This window comes from Paenibacillus oleatilyticus, from assembly GCF_018998565.1.
Lineage (GTDB): Bacteria > Bacillota > Bacilli > Paenibacillales > NBRC-103111 > Paenibacillus_G > Paenibacillus_G oleatilyticus.
In genome coordinates this window covers 11,866-28,069 of record NZ_JAHNZO010000024.1, presented here as the reverse complement: position 1 = coordinate 28,069, position 16,204 = coordinate 11,866, and the positions used below count along the sequence as shown (strand labels likewise).

At 56.5% G+C, this 16,204-nt stretch carries 14 protein-coding genes and 1 riboswitch; of the genes, 8 read left to right on the top strand and 6 right to left on the bottom strand.

Annotation, left to right across the window (positions count from 1 at the left end; all coding sequences use genetic code 11):
* Nucleotides 1–39 precede the first annotated feature (39 nt).
* A complete protein-coding gene (locus tag KQX66_RS25780; protein ID WP_216795658.1) occupies nt 40–666 on the top strand; it encodes a DUF975 family protein in 627 nt (208 codons plus the stop codon).
* A gap of 270 nt (nt 667–936) precedes the next feature.
* On the opposite strand, the gene KQX66_RS25775 is transcribed toward KQX66_RS25780, so the two are convergent.
* The 3 genes from KQX66_RS25775 to KQX66_RS25765 all read right to left on the bottom strand — a co-directional run bounded on the left by KQX66_RS25775 (nt 937) and on the right by KQX66_RS25765 (nt 4,770).
* Entirely contained in the window at nt 937–1,404 is a 468-nt protein-coding gene (locus tag KQX66_RS25775) for a C40 family peptidase (protein WP_216795657.1), read from the bottom strand.
* 3 nt (nt 1,405–1,407) lie between these two features.
* Nucleotides 1,408–1,544, bottom strand: a riboswitch (cyclic di-AMP (ydaO/yuaA leader).
* A 192-nt stretch (nt 1,545–1,736) separates the two neighbouring features.
* Nucleotides 1,737–2,549: a hypothetical protein gene (locus KQX66_RS25770; RefSeq protein WP_216795656.1), complete on the bottom strand. Its 813-nt coding sequence runs from the start codon at nt 2,547–2,549 to the stop codon at nt 1,737–1,739.
* A 10-nt stretch (nt 2,550–2,559) separates the two neighbouring features.
* Nucleotides 2,560–4,770 (bottom strand): M1 family metallopeptidase, encoded by a 2,211-nt coding sequence (locus tag KQX66_RS25765; RefSeq protein WP_216795655.1) that lies wholly within the window; start codon nt 4,768–4,770, stop codon nt 2,560–2,562.
* Nucleotides 4,771–4,998: 228 nt separating this feature from the next.
* Here KQX66_RS25765 and KQX66_RS25760 point away from each other — a divergent pair, with 228 nt between their 5' ends.
* Nucleotides 4,999–5,526, top strand: coding sequence for a YwhD family protein (locus KQX66_RS25760; RefSeq protein WP_216795654.1), 528 nt, complete (start codon nt 4,999–5,001; stop codon nt 5,524–5,526).
* 179 nt (nt 5,527–5,705) lie between these two features.
* Here KQX66_RS25760 and KQX66_RS25755 read toward each other — a convergent pair whose 3' ends face one another.
* Complete coding sequence (locus tag KQX66_RS25755) at nt 5,706–7,763, bottom strand: transglycosylase domain-containing protein (protein ID WP_216795736.1); 2,058 nt, start codon at nt 7,761–7,763, stop codon at nt 5,706–5,708.
* Between the two features lie 293 nt (nt 7,764–8,056).
* On the opposite strand from KQX66_RS25755, the gene speE reads away from it, so the two are divergent.
* The 3 genes from speE to KQX66_RS25740 all read left to right on the top strand — a co-directional run bounded on the left by speE (nt 8,057) and on the right by KQX66_RS25740 (nt 10,562).
* The gene (gene speE / locus KQX66_RS25750) at nt 8,057–8,884 is read left to right on the top strand and encodes a polyamine aminopropyltransferase (protein WP_010500307.1); all 828 of its coding nucleotides are present in this window, start codon (nt 8,057–8,059) and stop codon (nt 8,882–8,884) included.
* 20 nt (nt 8,885–8,904) lie between these two features.
* Nucleotides 8,905–9,774 carry an agmatinase gene (gene speB / locus KQX66_RS25745; RefSeq protein WP_216795653.1) on the top strand — a complete coding sequence of 290 codons (870 nt, stop codon included), beginning with the start codon at nt 8,905–8,907 and terminating at the stop codon, nt 9,772–9,774.
* A 158-nt stretch (nt 9,775–9,932) separates the two neighbouring features.
* Nucleotides 9,933–10,562: a DUF2238 domain-containing protein gene (locus KQX66_RS25740; protein WP_216795652.1), complete on the top strand. Its 630-nt coding sequence runs from the start codon at nt 9,933–9,935 to the stop codon at nt 10,560–10,562.
* On the opposite strand, the gene KQX66_RS25735 is transcribed toward KQX66_RS25740, so the two are convergent.
* Nucleotides 10,543–11,421, bottom strand: coding sequence for a metallophosphoesterase (locus tag KQX66_RS25735; protein ID WP_216795651.1), 879 nt, complete (start codon nt 11,419–11,421; stop codon nt 10,543–10,545). The genes KQX66_RS25740 and KQX66_RS25735 overlap by 20 nt on opposite strands.
* 266 nt (nt 11,422–11,687) lie before the next feature.
* Here KQX66_RS25735 and KQX66_RS25730 point away from each other — a divergent pair, with 266 nt between their 5' ends.
* Entirely contained in the window at nt 11,688–12,134 is a 447-nt protein-coding gene (locus tag KQX66_RS25730) for a YwiB family protein (protein WP_216795650.1), read from the top strand.
* Nucleotides 12,135–12,138: 4 nt separating this feature from the next.
* Here the strand turns inward: KQX66_RS25730 and KQX66_RS25725 are convergent, their stop codons facing one another.
* Complete coding sequence (locus tag KQX66_RS25725; RefSeq protein WP_216795649.1) at nt 12,139–13,305, bottom strand: S8 family peptidase; 1,167 nt, start codon at nt 13,303–13,305, stop codon at nt 12,139–12,141.
* Nucleotides 13,306–13,710: 405 nt separating this feature from the next.
* Between KQX66_RS25725 and rpoE the strand changes: the two genes are divergently transcribed.
* Both rpoE and pyrG read left to right on the top strand, forming a co-directional pair.
* Nucleotides 13,711–14,298 carry a DNA-directed RNA polymerase subunit delta gene (rpoE, locus tag KQX66_RS25720; protein WP_216795648.1) on the top strand — a complete coding sequence of 196 codons (588 nt, stop codon included), beginning with the start codon at nt 13,711–13,713 and terminating at the stop codon, nt 14,296–14,298.
* 268 nt (nt 14,299–14,566) lie between these two features.
* Nucleotides 14,567–16,168, top strand: a complete 1,602-nt coding sequence (gene pyrG / locus KQX66_RS25715; RefSeq protein ID WP_216795647.1) for a CTP synthase — start codon at nt 14,567–14,569, stop codon at nt 16,166–16,168.
* Nucleotides 16,169–16,204: the final 36 nt, after the last annotated feature.

Below are 16,204 nucleotides of genomic sequence, written 5' to 3'. Positions count from 1 at the left end.
TGCGCGTAAAATTTTTTTAGCGGGAGTGGAAGTTTTGGTATGCTGACAAATTCAGAGCTTCGCCGGATGGCGAGGGAAAGCTTGCAAGGGAACTGGGTGAACGCGGTTCTTGGCGTTTTCATTTATGGGATTATTCTTTCCGTGATGGCGAACATTCCGTTGATCGGATGGATTGGTGCTATCGTGATTACCGGACCTTTGACGTACGGCCTCTACGGTTATTACCTGGGCACGGTTCGCGGCGAATTGACGTCGGTCAGCAATTTGTTCGACGGATTCAATAACAACCAGTTCGGGAATGCCTTCGTTTTAAATCTCGTGTCGGGCATCTTCATTTTCTTGTGGTCTCTGCTTCTTATTGTACCGGGGATTATTGCGGCTTTAAGCTACTCTCAAGCCTATTTTATTATGCGCGACAATCCGGGAATGCCGGCCCTCGATGCTTTGCGTCAAAGCAAGGAGATGATGAACGGACACAAGACCCGGTTGTTCATGCTTTACTTGAGCTTTATCGGATGGATTCTGCTCGCTATGATTCCGTTCGGCCTCGGCATGTTTTGGGTGCAGTCGTACATCTATGCGTCGGTGGCTGCGTTCTATGTGGAATTGAAAAACCAGAATTTTGCCACGCCCTATGCGGAAGCGCCTCGCAGCTATACTCTCTAATTTGCCATGATCGCGGGCAAACCCGGAGCGGGTTTCCGGCAGGCGTATAACAAAAACAGAGCTGTCTTCGTCGAATGACGTCAGGCGGCTCTGTTTTTTTGCGTTGATTCTATGATTTCGTGATGCCCGAGGCAGCATCTTCGCTCTTCATCCGCTAAAGACGGAAAGCCCTGCAGGCTTGTCCGGTCGGCTGTTCGTTGGAACGAACGCAGAGCAGACAAACGCTCAGGGCTTTCGAAGGTACGGGAAACTTCCGTTCAGGTGTTAAAGTTACTTGTCAGTCATCACTTGCTTGTACTGCTCGTCCGACAGGACGCGCCGCGCTGTGACGTAACGCTTGGTGTAGTAGGAGTCACTGAGTTTCGTAACGGTGACGCCTTGATCCGTAGCGGAGTGATAGAACTTGCCTTCGCCTACGTATACGCCTACATGGGAGATCCCTTTGCCGTCGGTGTTGAAGAACACCAGGTCGCCGGGACGAAGCTGGTCTTTGGCCACCTCGGTACCAAGCTCGGCTTGGCCTTTGGACGTATGCGGCAGATCGACGCCGAATTTGTCGAATACCCACGAAGTGTAACCCGAGCAATCGAAGCCTTTGGTCGTGGTGCCCGCGTACTTGTAGGGCGTACCCATAGCCTCGTTAACCGCTGAGCTTAGTGGGGTTTCTGCAAAAACGCTGCCAACCGAAATGCTGCAAAACAAGGTCAAAGAAAATGCAAAACCTACAAGCTTTTTCAAAGAAGTTTCCCCTTCCGGTGCCTACGAGGTTAGCTTGAGGGTTCGGTTGAAGGTTCCCTATGATCACTCTACTGCGAGATCAATTCACCCAAAAATGGATCCCCCGTTTTCTGCGAACAGAAATTCGGCAAAATTTTCTTTTTTTAATCCGAGTACATATATTCGAGCCAACATGACGTTTTCCTCCCTTTGTCACAGAATTGTCACATAATCAATGTTTATTTATGAAACTTTTTGTTTATAAGCCAAAAAGAACGTCATTTCCCGGCACTTTCGGAAGATGACGTTCCTATATTTTGTCATTATTTAACTTTATAAGGGGGAGATTAGGACTATGCCTTCTCCGCCCAAAGCGCATACTGCGTACCGATCTCCCATATCTTGAAAAATGTCTGCACCAGCCGGTACGCTTGCATGAGAACGAGCGCCGCGAAGCCTGCCCACCAAAAAGACGACACCATCACGGCCGCGGACAGCACAAGCGATAGAGCGGCAACCGCCAGCGCGGCCAGCGCGATGACCGGCAGATGCCGGAAGGCGAACAGCAGCGTGTACAGCGGGGACCTTCCGTCCGTTTTGCCGATCTGCAGGAACAGGAACAGCAGCTGCAGCAGGAACAAGTAGGCGGCGTACAAGGCTAAGGCGGGCAGCAGCGCTTGCCCCAGCGAAGCGTAGGAGGCATGGACGGCGTATTGCTTGCCAATGTGAGGCGCAAGCCAGTAAAGCGGGCCGATCGACAGGACGAGCTGGAGCGCATACAGCCCGAGGAACGGGAAGAACAGCTTGCGGATGCCGGCCATAAACCGGTAGCCCGCATTCAGTTCCCCGTGCCGAAGGGAGTAGAAGACTCCGGCGTTCAGCGCGGGATGCAGCACCATCCGAAGCCCGAGCAGGCCGAGCCCCGTCCACAGGTACGGTGCGATCAGGCCGGTTTTCATCAACTGAAATTGGCCCTCCACCCAGAACAGCTGTACCGACTCGCCGGGAAGCGCCCCGCCGGGATACCGGTGAAGGAGGGGGAGCACGACCGACTGAACGAGTTTATACAAGACGACGCCCCAAAGCAGATTGTAGAAGAATAGCGCGAAGACGGCGAACGGCTGATGCCAGGCGATGGCCCAGCCCTTTTTGATTCGATTCCACATGTTCATCACCTCACCAGACGACCCAGCCGAACAAGGTCTCCAAAAATTTGACGATCCCCATGTTCCATCGAACGGACAGCTTGGTATCGACCTCCGTTTTCATAAAGCTGTTGATCCGCTTGTTTTCCAGCACGATCGAATGCTGCGGGTCGAGCGCTACCCAAGCGAGCGGAGAGGCGTGGTTCAGCTTCATGATCACTTCGCTGTCGACGCCATCCCACGTCTTATCCAGCTCCGAGCCGTCGGCGAAGCGAAAGCGGATCGGCACATTATGGTAGGTTCCGTCCAGCTTGCGAAGCTGCACGCTGTTCTCATAGACGGGCTGTCCGTTTTCGGTCGCTTTCCGGACCTTGATTCCGGTGACGGCGTAGTCGACCATCATGCCGTTATAGATGAATTGATGGAAAAAATCCTGCCAGCTTGTTTTCGTTACGTCCTCGACCGTCCTTTGAAAATCGGCCGTACCCGGATGCTTGAACTTCCAGCGCTGGAAATAGGTGCGCAAAATTTTATCCATCGTCTCCAGCCCGGCCTGCCGTTCCATCGCTTTAAGCACAAGCTTGGCGCGGGTGTAGACATTCTCGGCGTATTGATTGTGTCCGCTGTAGCCCCACGAATGCAGCTTGAGCGCCGCCGGATTCGTAATGTAGCTTGATTCGATGAGCAGGTTCGGCCGCACGCCGTATTCCGCTTCCATGATTCGGTCTTCGGCATACGAAGTGAAGCCTTCGTCGAGCCATGCTTCCTCGAATTCATTGCTGGCCACCATCCCGTACCAGAACTGATGGCCGATCTCGTGCACGACGACCCGTTCCAGCTCCAGTGACGGATTTTCCTCAGCGGCTCCCCAGGCGGTCACGAGCGTCGGATACTCCATGCCTCCGGCCCCGTTGCCGTCTGCGGGAGGCACGACGATCGACAAGGTCGAATACGGGTAGCTGCCGTACCATTGGGAGTAGCGGGCCAGCGCTTTTTTGGCGGCGGTCATGTAGCGGGCCTTGAGACGCTCGTGCTTCGGATCGAGATACAGCTTGATGCGGACGCCGGGCAGATGGGGTGTCGCGTAAGGCTCTTCGAAATAAACGAAATGCGGCGAGGCCGACCAGGCAAAATCATGCACGTCGTCGGCATAGAAGGTGTAGGTTCTCGTTTTACCGTCGTCGGCGACAGGTTTGGTGGGGAAGCCGGTAGCCGCGACGGTATAAGCGGAGGGAACCTTCAGCCTGACGTCGAAGATGCCGAAGTCCGAATAAAACTCCGAGTTGCCGTGATATTGATGCAGGTTCCAGCCTTCGTCCGCCCGGCCGCGGACTCCTTTGGGTTCATAGACGGCAACCTTCGGAAACCATTGGCCGGCCATGACGAAATCTCCGGCATACCCCATCCGGGCGAACACCTGCGGCAGCTTGACCGAAAAATCGGTGCGCAGCGTCACCCGCTCGCCGGGTCCGACCGCTTTGGGCAGCGGCACCTTGATCAGCGTCCGGTCGTCCTTGTTCCCGTCGTCCGGCTGGACGTATTCGATCCGGTCTGTGAGCTCGATTTCGTTGCCGTCCAGTGTCTTGATCGAGCTGACGGTCATGCTTCCGAAGCTGCCTTCCTTGCTCGCGTCCTGCCGCAGCTTTCCGCCGGACTCCTTCATGAAGGTCGATTTCTTCGATTCGAAGGCGTTCGGGTACAAATGAAAATACAATTCCTGAACGGGTACGCTTCCAGGGTTTTTCCAGGTGAATGCCGACGTGCCGCGGATCGATTTGCCCTGCGCGTCCAGCTCCGCGCTCAGATGATACTCCACGATTCGCTCGCTAAGCGGCTTCGGAGCCGGCTTCTCGGCCGGCCGTGCCGGCAGGCTGGGTGGCGCGGGTGGAGGCGCGACCGGTTCGTTTAGACGCGCGTTAACCGGGAGCGCCCCGCCGGAGGGCAGGAAGAGGCCCGTAGACGAGCTGTCCGCTTGTCCTCTGGCGGAAGGCCAGCGGGGCGCGGCGACGACGGCGCGCCCTGTCGTCGAAAGGACGGGCTTGAGCATCGTCAGCGGGTTCGCCGGTTCGTCTGCTGGTAAGACGGCAGGAATGGCGGCATCTGCGGGCAGCACCCACCCTGCCGCCGACTTGACCGGCTGCGGGCCGGATTCCGGCAGGACGTTCGTCAGCAGCGTGGCCGTGAAGGTAAGAGCAGAGATCGAGCCCCATGTTGCGATTCGGTAGCCGAGTCGTATTTTCATTCAATATTCACCCCGTTGACAAGCATCTACAGCATGTATATGTGGGGGGGACGAGGATTATTTCTTCGTCACGAAAAAGAATCGGCGGCTGTTCGCAAGAGCCGAACTTGCCGGGGGGACCGCTTTTTAGTACAATTTTGATATCCGCAGCTTCAGGCTGCTGCCTGGCTGCAGCGGATCGGGACATGAGGGAATCGCTTATTATCACGTGAAACAGGTGGTGCACGGATGGATATAAATGAACAAAACGCGCAGACGGCAGATACGAAGAAGAAGCTGCCGACCTTGAACATCGTCAGCAGCAAGGAGACGAAACACCGCGGCTTCGGGCAGGGCTCCATCGACCTGAGTCAGCTCTCCAGCGTCATTATCGACGGGACGGAGGCGTATCTCGATCTGGGGGCGCTGCACGCGAAGAGCAAGGTGGAGAAAGGCATCAAGTTTACCGTCAATGCCGAAGAAGTGCCGAACGGCCGTCCGTGCTGGATCGTATGGGTGGCGGTCGATTTTAAGGAAGAGGGCAAATACTATGCCGGCGTCACCTCCTGCGAGATGCGGATCGATACCGAAGCGCGCAAAGGCTGGAAGCTGCTCGTCGACCATGTGAACCGGATGGATTATGCGCTCAAACGCCGCATCATGCTGGACAATCTCGGGCCGGAGCAGAAAGCGGCGCTGAAGCAATTGCTGGTGGACAACGATCCGGAGATGTGGCAGCGTTCCGATGCCGCGCTTCATGAAGCGCTGGCCAATTAAATTTTTGTACATTATGTGACGGTCTTGTACCGTTTGCTATAACGATGTATACTAATGGCTAGTATATGCATCATATACTAGGACAGCAAAAAGGCAGACCGTAGGTCTGCCTTTTTGTGTTTCCGCTAACAATACATTTTCCGCCTGCCTTGCGCCATCCTTTTTCGTTCCCCCGGCCTTTAGCTGCTCCACCAGCGCTTCAGATCCTCCCACCAGGAGCGGTTCTGCTTTCCTTTGCCGGCTTTGCCCGCGTCGTTCTTTCCGGGCTGCTGCGTGCAATATTCCGTCGGCTCCGTCCCTTGAACAAACGTTTCCAACCGCGAGCCCGGGCAGTCGTCGTTCCCCAGCTTGCCGGTCGCCGGGTCGACATAGACGCTCACGACGCCTTCCGGTACCGGGAACAGCTTCGGCGGCACCGATTCCAGTGTCCGCTCCGTAAACTCCGCGAAGAGCGGCGCGGCCAGATGCGATTCGACGTTGTTGATGTTGCGCCCTTTGTCATAGCCCACCCAGACGGCGGTCGACAGCTCAGGCGTATAGCCGACGAGCCAGGCATCCGTGTCCGTCGTGCCGGTTTTGCCCGCTACGGGGCGCTTGATCACGCTGGACACGCGGCTGCCCGTGCCGCCTTGGTCGAAGACGCTCTCCATCAGCTGTGTCAGCACATAGGTATAGGCGGGCTCAATGACCGTTTCCTGCTTCGGATTCGCCTCGTACAGCACCCGCCCGCGGCGGTCCTCGATGCGCACGATAGCCGTCGGCTCGACGCGCACGCCCTGGTTGGCGAGAATGCCGAAGGCCGAGGCCATCTCGTAAGGGCTGACGGGGAACGTGCCCAGCGCGAGCGAAGGCATCGGCTTCATCGGACTCGTGATTCCCATCCGGCGGGCCATGTCGATGACGCGGTCCGGCCCCGTTTCCAGCACCGTATGCACGGCGTAGATGTTATCCGATTTGGCGATGGCCGTCCGCATGTCGATCCAATCGTAATAGGCGTTGCCGAAGTTGTTCGGCGTATAGGTTTGCCGTCCCTGATCGTAGGTGAACGTCGTCGGCTCGCTTTTGTAGCGGGTGGCCGGAGTGAATCCCTGTTCCTTCAGCGCCGTTAAATACACGATCGGCTTGAACGACGACCCCGGCTGCCGCGTGCTGGAAAGCGCCCGGTTGTACTGGTTTTGGGCGTAATTGCGTCCGCCGACCATCGCTTTGACGTACCCGGTGCGCGGATCGATGGCGACAAGCGCCGCCTGCAGCTCCGGATATTTTTCCAGCTGCTTCGCCACGACTTCCTCGGCGACGGCCTGCGCCTTTAAGTCCAGCGTCGTATAAATCCGCAGGCCGCTTTCGACGAATTCCTTGTCTTCGAGGCCGAGCAGCTCGGCCGCCGCGCCCCGCACATGGTCGCGGAAGTAGGGGGCCGTCACCGCTTTTTTATGCTCCTCCAGCGGTAGAATGTGCAGCTTTTCCTTCGCCGCCCGGTCCGCCTCAGCCGAAGTAATGTAGCCGGCTTCCACCATCGTCTGCAGCACCGTTTTTTGCCGGTCGAGCGCACTGTCCATATCGTAATAGGGCGAATAATAACGCGGTCCTTTCGGGATGCCGGCGAGCAGCGCGCTTTCGGCCAGCGTCAGCTCCTTGGCCTCTTTGCCGAAGAAGAGCTTCGCGGCCGCCCCGAGGCCGTAAGTCGCATGCCCGTAATAAATTTGATTCAAATATTGCTCCAGAATTTGGTCCTTGCTCATTTGCAGTTCCATCTGCACGGCGTAATACGTTTCCTTGATTTTGCGACTCCACGTCCGCTCGTGCGACAAGTACAGATTGCGTGCGAGCTGCTGCGTAATCGTGCCGGCCCCCTGCACCTTGGACATATGCTGGAGGTTGACCCAGGCCGCCCGAACGATCCCTTTCGGATCGAACCCGTAGTGCTGGTAGAACGTGCGGTCCTCCACCGCCAGCGTCGCTTCGAGCAGCTTCGGGGAAATGTCCCGCAGCGATACACTCTGCCGGTTTTTCACCGCGCCGTACGCTTCGATCAGCTCGCCGTGCACGTCGTACATCTCCGATGCCGCCTCCGTCTTGGATACGGGAAGCGCCTGCGAGCGCATGAACAGCAGCAGCACGATCATAATTCCGGCGCCAAGCAGCAGGCACGTCAACGAGAACGACAACCACGCCTTGAGCCGCCGGGCGAAGCGGAGCGCTCCGCCGTTTTCCGGCGCAGGCTGTTTTTTGGGCATGTCCGACACGTTCCGTCAGCTCCTTCCGTCTTTCCGCCGATGCTTTTCCGTCTCTATTCCCAGTATGGAAAAACATAGCAGCCCATATTCACGAAGGATAGGCGGAAACGTTAATTTTTTTTGAAAAACGGACGGAACGCCCCGCTTTGTATTTGCAATTTCGGGGAGATACTCTATAATACAATTTGACATGCCAGAGACAAGCTGAATCCTAGGAAAAAAGCAGATGTCCGCCCGTCTTCCGGCCCTTGTCCGGCCGGCCCTAACGAACCGAACGAAAGGTGGAATTACATATGGAATTGTGGTACACGGAGAAGCAGACCGATAACTTCGGCATTACGGCAAAAATCAGCAAAACGCACGTCACCGAAAAAACCGACTTCCAAGATCTCGCGATGATCGAAACGGAAGAATGGGGCACGATGCTCGTGCTCGACGGCATGGTCATGACGACCGTGAAGGACGAGTTCGTTTATCACGAGATGGTCGCGCATCCGGCGCTCTATACGCATCCGAATCCGAAGCACGTGCTTGTGGTCGGCGGCGGCGACGGCGGCGTCATCCGCGAAGTCATGAAGCACCCGGAAGTGGAAAAAGCGGTGCTGGTCGACATCGACGGCAAAGTCATCGAATACTCCAAGCAGTACTTGCCGACCATCGCAGGCGAACTGGACAACCCGCGCGTGGAAGTGATCGTGAACGACGGCTACATGCACATCCACGATCATAAGAACACGTACGACGTGATCATGGTCGATTCCACCGAACCGGTCGGTCCGGCGGTGAACCTGTTCACGCAGGGCTTCTATAAAGGCATCTACGACGCGCTGAAGGAAGACGGCATTTTCGTAGCCCAAACGGACAACCCGTGGTTCAAAGCGGATCTGATCCAAAACGTCAACCGCGATGTGAAGCAAATTTTCCCGATCGTCCGCGTGTACTGTGCGAACATCCCGACGTATCCGAGCGGTCTCTGGACCTTCACCATGGGCAGCAAGAAGCACGATCCGCTCGCAGTGGATGAAACGAAAATTCCGGAGATCGACACGAAGTACTACTCGCCGCGTCTGCATAAGGCGGCTTTCGTACTGCCGAAATTCGTGGAAGATTTGACGAAGTAAGCGGAGGAGACTAGCGACTGATGAAACTCGATCAAAAATATTCCGGCAACGTGTTCATTCTGAGCTCGGACGACTATGCGGCGTCCCGCGCCGTCATCTATGGCATGCCGATGGACTATACCGTCAGCTTCCGTCCCGGTTCCCGGTTCGGCCCTTCGCGCATCCGCGAGGTGTCGATCGGTCTGGAGGAATACAGCCCGTATTTGGATAAAAGCCTGGAAGACATCACTTATTTCGACGCAGGCGACCTGCTGCTGCCGTTCGGCAACCCGGGCCGCAGCCTCGACATCATCGGCGAATACGTGCGCGGACTGCTGGCCGACGGCAAGTTCCCGCTCGGTCTTGGCGGCGAGCATCTCGTTTCGTGGCCGGTCATCCAAGAGGTGTACAAGAAATACCCGGATCTTGCGCTCATCCACATCGATGCGCATGCCGATCTGCGCGAGCAGTACGAAGGCGAGCCACTGTCCCACTCGACGCCGGTTCGCAAAGCAGCGCTGCTCATGGGCGGCAAGAACGTGTACCAGTTCGGCATCCGTTCCGGCTCCCGCGAGGAATTCCAGTTCGGACGCGAGAACATTAACTTCTATCCGTTCGAAGTGCTGGAGCCGCTCAAGAAGGTGCTGCCGGAGCTGGCCGGACGTCCGGTTTATTTGACGATCGACATCGACGTGCTCGATCCGATGTGCGCCCCGGGCACCGGTACCGCCGAAGCGGGCGGCATCACGTCCAAGGAGCTGCTCGCGGCAATTCATGCGATGGCTGCCTCCGAGTTGAACTTCGTCGGCGCCGACCTCGTCGAAGTGGCCCCGGCCTACGACCCGACGGAACAGACCCAGATCGTCGCCAGCAAGCTCATTCGCGAAATGCTGCTTGGCTTGGTGAAGTAAGCTAAATCGCGCGGAAACAGCCGCCGCCATGTTTCTCTTTATGGGAAGCGTGGCGGCTTTTTGCGTTGGCTTCCCGCCCGGTACTAGTCGAAGTTAGTACTTATCCCCTTCATCGGTCGCGGCCTACAATTGAGTCATAAAGAGAGGGGGTCCCGCGTTTGAATACGGCAAAATCATGGGCAACAACAAAACCTGCGTTTCCGGTTTTCGTCCTGTTGGCGTACGGGGTATTCTGGGCATGGATGGCGATCGCGCCGTTAAACCGGTTCGACTGGCTGCTGGAAAATTTGCTGATTTTTCTGTGCGTGGGGGTGCTGATCGGAACGTACCGAAAGTTTCCGCTCAGTCACGGTTCATATGTGGGGATTGCTTTGTTTTTGGCACTTCATACGTACGGGTCGCACGGCTCCTACGGCGCGACGCCGATCGATCCGCTGCTGCAGCTGCTGTTCGGCGGGGGGCGTCTGCCTTATGACCGGCTGGTGCATCTGGCTTACGGCGTGCTGCTGGCCGGACCGATCCGGGAGGCGCTTCGGAGGCTTGCGGGGGTGAGAGGCTTTGCGGCGGATGCGCTTGCCGTTGCCGTCGTGCTGGCCACCGGCGCATTTTACGAATTGATCGAGATGTGGGTCGCAGGACTGGTGGCCCCGGAGATGGGCGCGCTGTTTCTTGGATCGCAAGGCGATCCGTGGGACGCGCAGCACGATATGGAACTCGAGATGTTCGGGGCCGTGGCGGTATTGGGGCTGGGAGCCTTGCTGCGCCGCTTCAACCTTTTCGCAAAGTAAACACCGTCAGCTCCGGGCGGCATAGAAAGCGGACGGGTTGTTCAGACACGCCGATGCCCCGGTTGACGTACAACTGCAGCTTGCCGGCGCCAAGAACGTAATGCCCGAGAACATATTTTTTTCCGAATTTCGGCGTAACCACATGCCCGTAAAACGGCAATCGCACTTGTCCTCCGTGGCTATGTCCCGACAGCTGGAAGTCAACCGGATAGTGTACGGCAATATCGGCAAAATCGGGGCAGTGCGACAGCAAAATGACGAAGTCCTCCGGTTTAACGCGGGACAGCGCCTTGTCGATGTCGGGGTAGCCTTTCCATTGGTCGTCTACGCCTGCCATGACGAAGCTGCTCCCCTGGTGTTGAATCCGGACCATCCTGTTGGTCAGGAGCTCGAAAGCGGCGTTTTTCAATAGAGCTTCGACTTTCGGAGCTTCTTTATAGTAATCGTGATTGCCCAGCACCGCGTATTTTCCCAGCGGAGGCCTCAGCTCCGAGAGGACGCGGGCATACGCATCGCCGTCGGGTCCGACGGCATAATCCACCAGATCGCCGGTAAAGCATACGATATCCGGTTGAATCCGGTTGATCAGTCCGATCAGTTCCGACAAGTCCTTCGTATCAAAGTTAAAGCCGAGGTGCACGTCGCTGAACTGCACCACTTTTATTCCGTCCAACTGTTGGGGCAGTCTTGCAAAAGACAGCGTATATTCCGTGACTTCCAGCCATTTCGGCTCGGCGTAACGGGCATATCCGTAGGTGGCTCCGGGCAGGGCAATGAGTCCGGCAGCGGTTAACGTCAATGTTTTCAGAAATGATCTTCTGGACAACTTTTTATTGCGGTTGCTTTCATTGGAATCCATGTGAATGAGCAATCTCCTCGGGATGGATTGGCCGGCGGTCTCTCGCGGCTGCCGAAACTTACTATAACAGACGTAGGAAGGCTTCATTTGGTTTCCATAAATGGAAGCCCATTATTCCCATACCATCTTAGCAAGAATAAGAGTCCTTGCAAACCGCCGCTGCCTGCCAGGTCCGGGCTTGTCCGGGAGCGGAAGGAAGTCCTGTCCGCGGACTGCTTTTTTTTGTACAATAGGAGGATCACAGCAGGACGGGAGAGAAGGCGAAGATGACGGAAAAGCAGCAGACTGGCGCCGGCAAGCGGGTCGTACGCATTACGCTGGAAAGCGAAAGCGGCGGTGAACGGATCGTGCGGCAGATGACAGGCGAATGGTTCCCGAAGGGACGGCATGCGTACCTCCGGTATGCGGAGCCTCCGGAAGCGGAGATGGGCCGCACGGTAACGACCGTCCGGGTGGAGCAGGGGGAAGTGCGGATTGTCCGGCATGGGGATGTATCCTTCGAGCAGACGTTCGTTCCGGACCGGCGGCATTACGGGTATCTTCAGACCCCTCAGGGGCGGTTGGAGCTGGAAACGTTCACCCAAACGCTGGACGTTGCCGCGGAAGGACCGGACGCTCTGCTTGCCGTCCGCTGGAGCTATGAGCTGTCGGTGATGGGGCAAGCGCCCGAGCGCTGCAGCATATGCCTGACCGCCGTACCCGTACCGGAGTGACCGGTTATTTGGATACGGCGGATACGCTTCGAAAGGCGTGAATTTCCTTGGCGCCGGTTATCGTTTTGCGCGATTTTACGAGATAGCGGGCATGCTTGCGCAGCAAATTTTTAATTCGCAGCGGCTTGAGATCGGGCTTTCTTGCAAGCATTAGGGCAATAACTCCTGTGACATGGGAGGTTGCCATGGACGTGCCGCTGAGCTCGTGATACTTGCCCCGCAGCCAGGTGGAGTATACTTTTTCCCCGGGCGCGTAGATGTTGATCTGTTTGCCGATATTGCTGAAGGGGGCAATCCGGCCTTTGCGGGTCGTTGCTCCGACGGCGATCACTTGCCGCAGCCGGGCGGGATAGTCGACCTCGGCCTGGTTGCCTTCGTTGCCCGAGGAGGCTACGACGATGATGCCGTTCTGGTAGGCGCTGAGCACCGCCGCTTCCAGCGCTTTGCTGTACGTTTTCATACCGAAGCTCATATTGATGATATCGACGCCGTTGGAGACGCACCAGTCGATGCCTCCGATAATATCGGAGACGAATGCGCCGCCGTGTTGATCGAAAGCCTTCACCGGATGAAGAACGGCCTGCGGCGCCACGCCGATAATGCCCCGGTGCCGGGTGTACGCCGCGATCGTCCCCGCGATATGCGTGCCGTGGCCGTTGTCGTCAATCGGCGGCAGCTGGCGGTTCAAAATATTGACGCCCCGCGACAAGCAATGGCGAAGGTCGGGGTGCGTATAGTCCACGCCTGTGTCGATAACGCCGATGCGTACCCGTTCCCCGCGCGATTTGCCCCAAGCCTGCGGGGCGCGAATATGGCGGACCCCCCAAGGGATGACGGCCTTCACGGGCGATTTTTTTTCCTCGCCGGAAGGCAGAGCGGACGAAGCATGGCCCAGGGCATGCAGCATAATGCGCGTATCCGGCTCGATCGAACGGATAAAAGGGGCCGAGACCGCTTCGATTCCGGTCCGAAGCGTGCAGGAGATGGCGCGGATGACACGGAGCGGCTGAATCTGGTGCAGCCGGGGGAGCGATTTCCGCTGCCGGCCGATTTGCCGGGCGAAAGCGACGTAATCCCGGTCGTTCAGAAACCGGATAATATGCCGCTTTTCGGTACCCTCGGAGCCTTCCATGGCTTCGTGAAGCCATGACACGAACGTCGACGGATTCATGTCGTTCCCTCCCACAGGCTCGGAAATTCCTTTTTGTATCGTATGAGGGACCGAAAGCTTCCGTATGAGCGCATGGCCTTATTCAAAATAATTAGGTGCGTGGCCGTGTCAAAGCGAAAGCGGGCACATACCATATGTAGGGGAGGGTCTGGCACTCCTCCGTCTTTCATTCAGCAGGGGCAAAAGACAGCGGGCAGTCGGCTCCTCGTCTTTTGCGGATACAGTCGGAACAAGGATCACGCCTGCAGCGGACGGCGCCGAGCGCGAGCTGCCGGTGCGGTCCTTGTTTCCATTTCGGGAAATGCCGCGCGGCCAGTTGCTTTTTTACATAAAATAAGGTTTACTTATTGGTGATAGTGGATAGTTTAGTGGTAGTTAAAGACGTTGGAAGGGATGTGCCCCGAAATGAGTGCTCAAAACTTACTGCTTAAAATCGGCGCAGAGCAAGCCAAGGAAATGCCTATGGTCGACCTCGCCTTTGAGCTTCTGAAAGCGGCCAACACGCCGTATTACTATCGGGATTTGATGGCGGAGATTGCCAAAATCAAAGGTCTGTCCGATGACGAAGTCATGCAGGTCATTGCGCAATTATATACGGAGATTAATATCGACGGCCGCTTTGCGTGCGTCGGCACCAATCTGTGGGGATTGAAACGCTGGTATCCTGTCGAGAAGTCCGAGGATTCGGTAGGCAGCGGCAAGCGTCCGCGCATCATTAACGATGAGGATGACGATCTCGACGACGAGGATCTGTACGCCGAGGAAGAAGACGTATTCGTCGAAGAAGAAGAATACGATTCGTTCGATGCGCCTCGCGACGACGATTTTGACGCGGAAGAAGAAGTCGAGGAAGAAACCGAGTTTTTCGAAGACGAAGAGCTCGAAGACGAGGAACTGGACGAGACGTTGGATGAGGAAGAGTCCGAAGAGGATCTGGAAGATTTGGGCGATGACGACGACAATGCGGACGACGATGAGGACGACAAGAAATAAAACAGGCTTGTCCTTGACAGCCGGGACCGTTCAGAGTAAACTATTTTCTGGGCTTCAGATGGAACGTTACGAACCTTGATGATTTTTGATAAAAAGTGCCCCGTAATTTACGGGGGGCTTTTTCTTTTTTTTTGTTGGAAAAATTTTATAACTCTTCGTAACTTATCGCTTCGTATCAACCTTGATAAACGTGCTTATCCTGTTAAGATAAGGACGTTGGAGCCGTTTATCCTGGATCGGGATGCAAAACTTTTGGGAGGTATTACAGATGACAAAGTACATTTTCGTGACCGGGGGCGTCGTTTCCTCCTTAGGCAAAGGCATCACGGCCGCATCGCTCGGAAGACTGCTTAAAAACCGCGGACTGAAAGTCACGATCCAGAAGTTCGATCCTTACATTAACGTGGACCCGGGAACGATGAGCCCTTACCAGCACGGGGAAGTGTTCGTCACCGACGACGGCGCGGAAACGGATCTTGACCTCGGACACTACGAACGCTTTATCGACATCAACCTGTCGAAAAACAGCAATGTCACGACGGGAAAAGTGTACTCCTCCGTCATTGCCAAAGAGCGCCGCGGCGAATATTTGGGCGGGACCGTGCAGGTCATCCCGCACATTACGAACGAAATCAAGGAGCGGGTATTCCGCGCCGGACGCGAAGCGCATTCGGACGTCGTCATTACCGAGATCGGCGGTACGGTGGGCGATATCGAGAGCTTGCCGTTCCTTGAAGCGATTCGTCAGATCAAGAGCGACATCGGCCGTGAGAACGTCATGTATATTCACGTCACGCTCATTCCTTATTTGAAAGCGGCCGGCGAAGTGAAAACGAAGCCGACGCAACACAGCGTCAAAGAGCTGCGCAGCATCGGCATCCAGCCGCATGTGATCGTCTGCCGGACGGAGCATCCGCTGACCGAGGACATGAAGCGCAAGCTGGGGCAGTTCTGCGATGTCGACCCGGGCGCCGTAATCGAGTGCATCGACGCCGAGACGTTATACGAAGTGCCGTTGATGCTGCGCGAGCAAGGGCTTGACGATATCGTCGTCAACCACCTGAAGCTGTCCACGAACGAGCCGGACATGACGGAGTGGGAAAGCCTCGTGAACCGGGTGAAGTCGCTTAAGACGACAACCGAAATTGCGATTGTCGGCAAATACGTGGCTCTGCACGACGCTTATCTCAGCATTGTCGAATCGCTCGGCCACGCCGGAATCGACTGCAATACTGAAGTTAAAATCCGTTGGGTCAATGCGGAGGAAGTAAACGACCATAACGTAAACGAGCTGCTCTCCGGCGTTCAAGGCATTCTGGTGCCGGGCGGCTTCGGCGACCGCGGCATCGAAGGCAAGGTGACGGCGATCCGTTACGCACGCGAGAACAAAATCCCGTTCTTCGGCATTTGTCTCGGCATGCAGGTGGCCGTTGTGGAATATGCCCGTTCAGTGGTGGGACTCGAAGGCGCGAACAGCTCGGAGATTCATCCGACGACGCCTTACCCGGTCATCGACTTGCTTCCGGAGCAGAAGGATATCGAAGACCTCGGCGGAACGATGCGCCTTGGCCTGTATCCTTGCAAGCTCAAGGAAGGATCGCTCGCGATGCGCTGCTACGACGACGAGCTCGTTTACGAGCGCCATCGCCACCGGTACGAGTTCAACAACGAGTACCGCGACCGCATCGAAGCGGCCGGCTTGCAGATTTCCGGCACAAGCCCGGACGGCCGTTTGGTCGAGATTATCGAATGCCCGGACCATCCGTGGTTCCTGGCCGTGCAATTCCACCCGGAATTCACCTCGAGACCGAACCGTCCGCAGCCGTTGTTCAAGCATTTCGTACAAGCGGCCTACAATCATTCCAAATAAATCGCTGTGCGCAGCTATCGAAGCAGGAGACGTATC

Coding starts and splice junctions, on each gene's coding strand:
- KQX66_RS25780 (WP_216795658.1), top strand. CDS start 40: ATGCTGACAAATTCAGAGCTTCGCCGGATGGCGAGGGAAAGCTTGCAA.
- KQX66_RS25770 (WP_216795656.1), bottom strand. CDS start 2,549: ATGTGGAATCGAATCAAAAAGGGCTGGGCCATCGCCTGGCATCAGCCG.
- KQX66_RS25765 (WP_216795655.1), bottom strand. CDS start 4,770: ATGAAAATACGACTCGGCTACCGAATCGCAACATGGGGCTCGATCTCT.
- KQX66_RS25760 (WP_216795654.1), top strand. CDS start 4,999: ATGGATATAAATGAACAAAACGCGCAGACGGCAGATACGAAGAAGAAG.
- KQX66_RS25755 (WP_216795736.1), bottom strand. CDS start 7,763: ATGCCCAAAAAACAGCCTGCGCCGGAAAACGGCGGAGCGCTCCGCTTC.
- speE (WP_010500307.1), top strand. CDS start 8,057: ATGGAATTGTGGTACACGGAGAAGCAGACCGATAACTTCGGCATTACG.
- speB (WP_216795653.1), top strand. CDS start 8,905: ATGAAACTCGATCAAAAATATTCCGGCAACGTGTTCATTCTGAGCTCG.
- KQX66_RS25735 (WP_216795651.1), bottom strand. CDS start 11,421: ATGGATTCCAATGAAAGCAACCGCAATAAAAAGTTGTCCAGAAGATCA.
- KQX66_RS25730 (WP_216795650.1), top strand. CDS start 11,688: ATGACGGAAAAGCAGCAGACTGGCGCCGGCAAGCGGGTCGTACGCATT.
- KQX66_RS25725 (WP_216795649.1), bottom strand. CDS start 13,305: ATGAATCCGTCGACGTTCGTGTCATGGCTTCACGAAGCCATGGAAGGC.
- rpoE (WP_216795648.1), top strand. CDS start 13,711: ATGAGTGCTCAAAACTTACTGCTTAAAATCGGCGCAGAGCAAGCCAAG.
- pyrG (WP_216795647.1), top strand. CDS start 14,567: ATGACAAAGTACATTTTCGTGACCGGGGGCGTCGTTTCCTCCTTAGGC.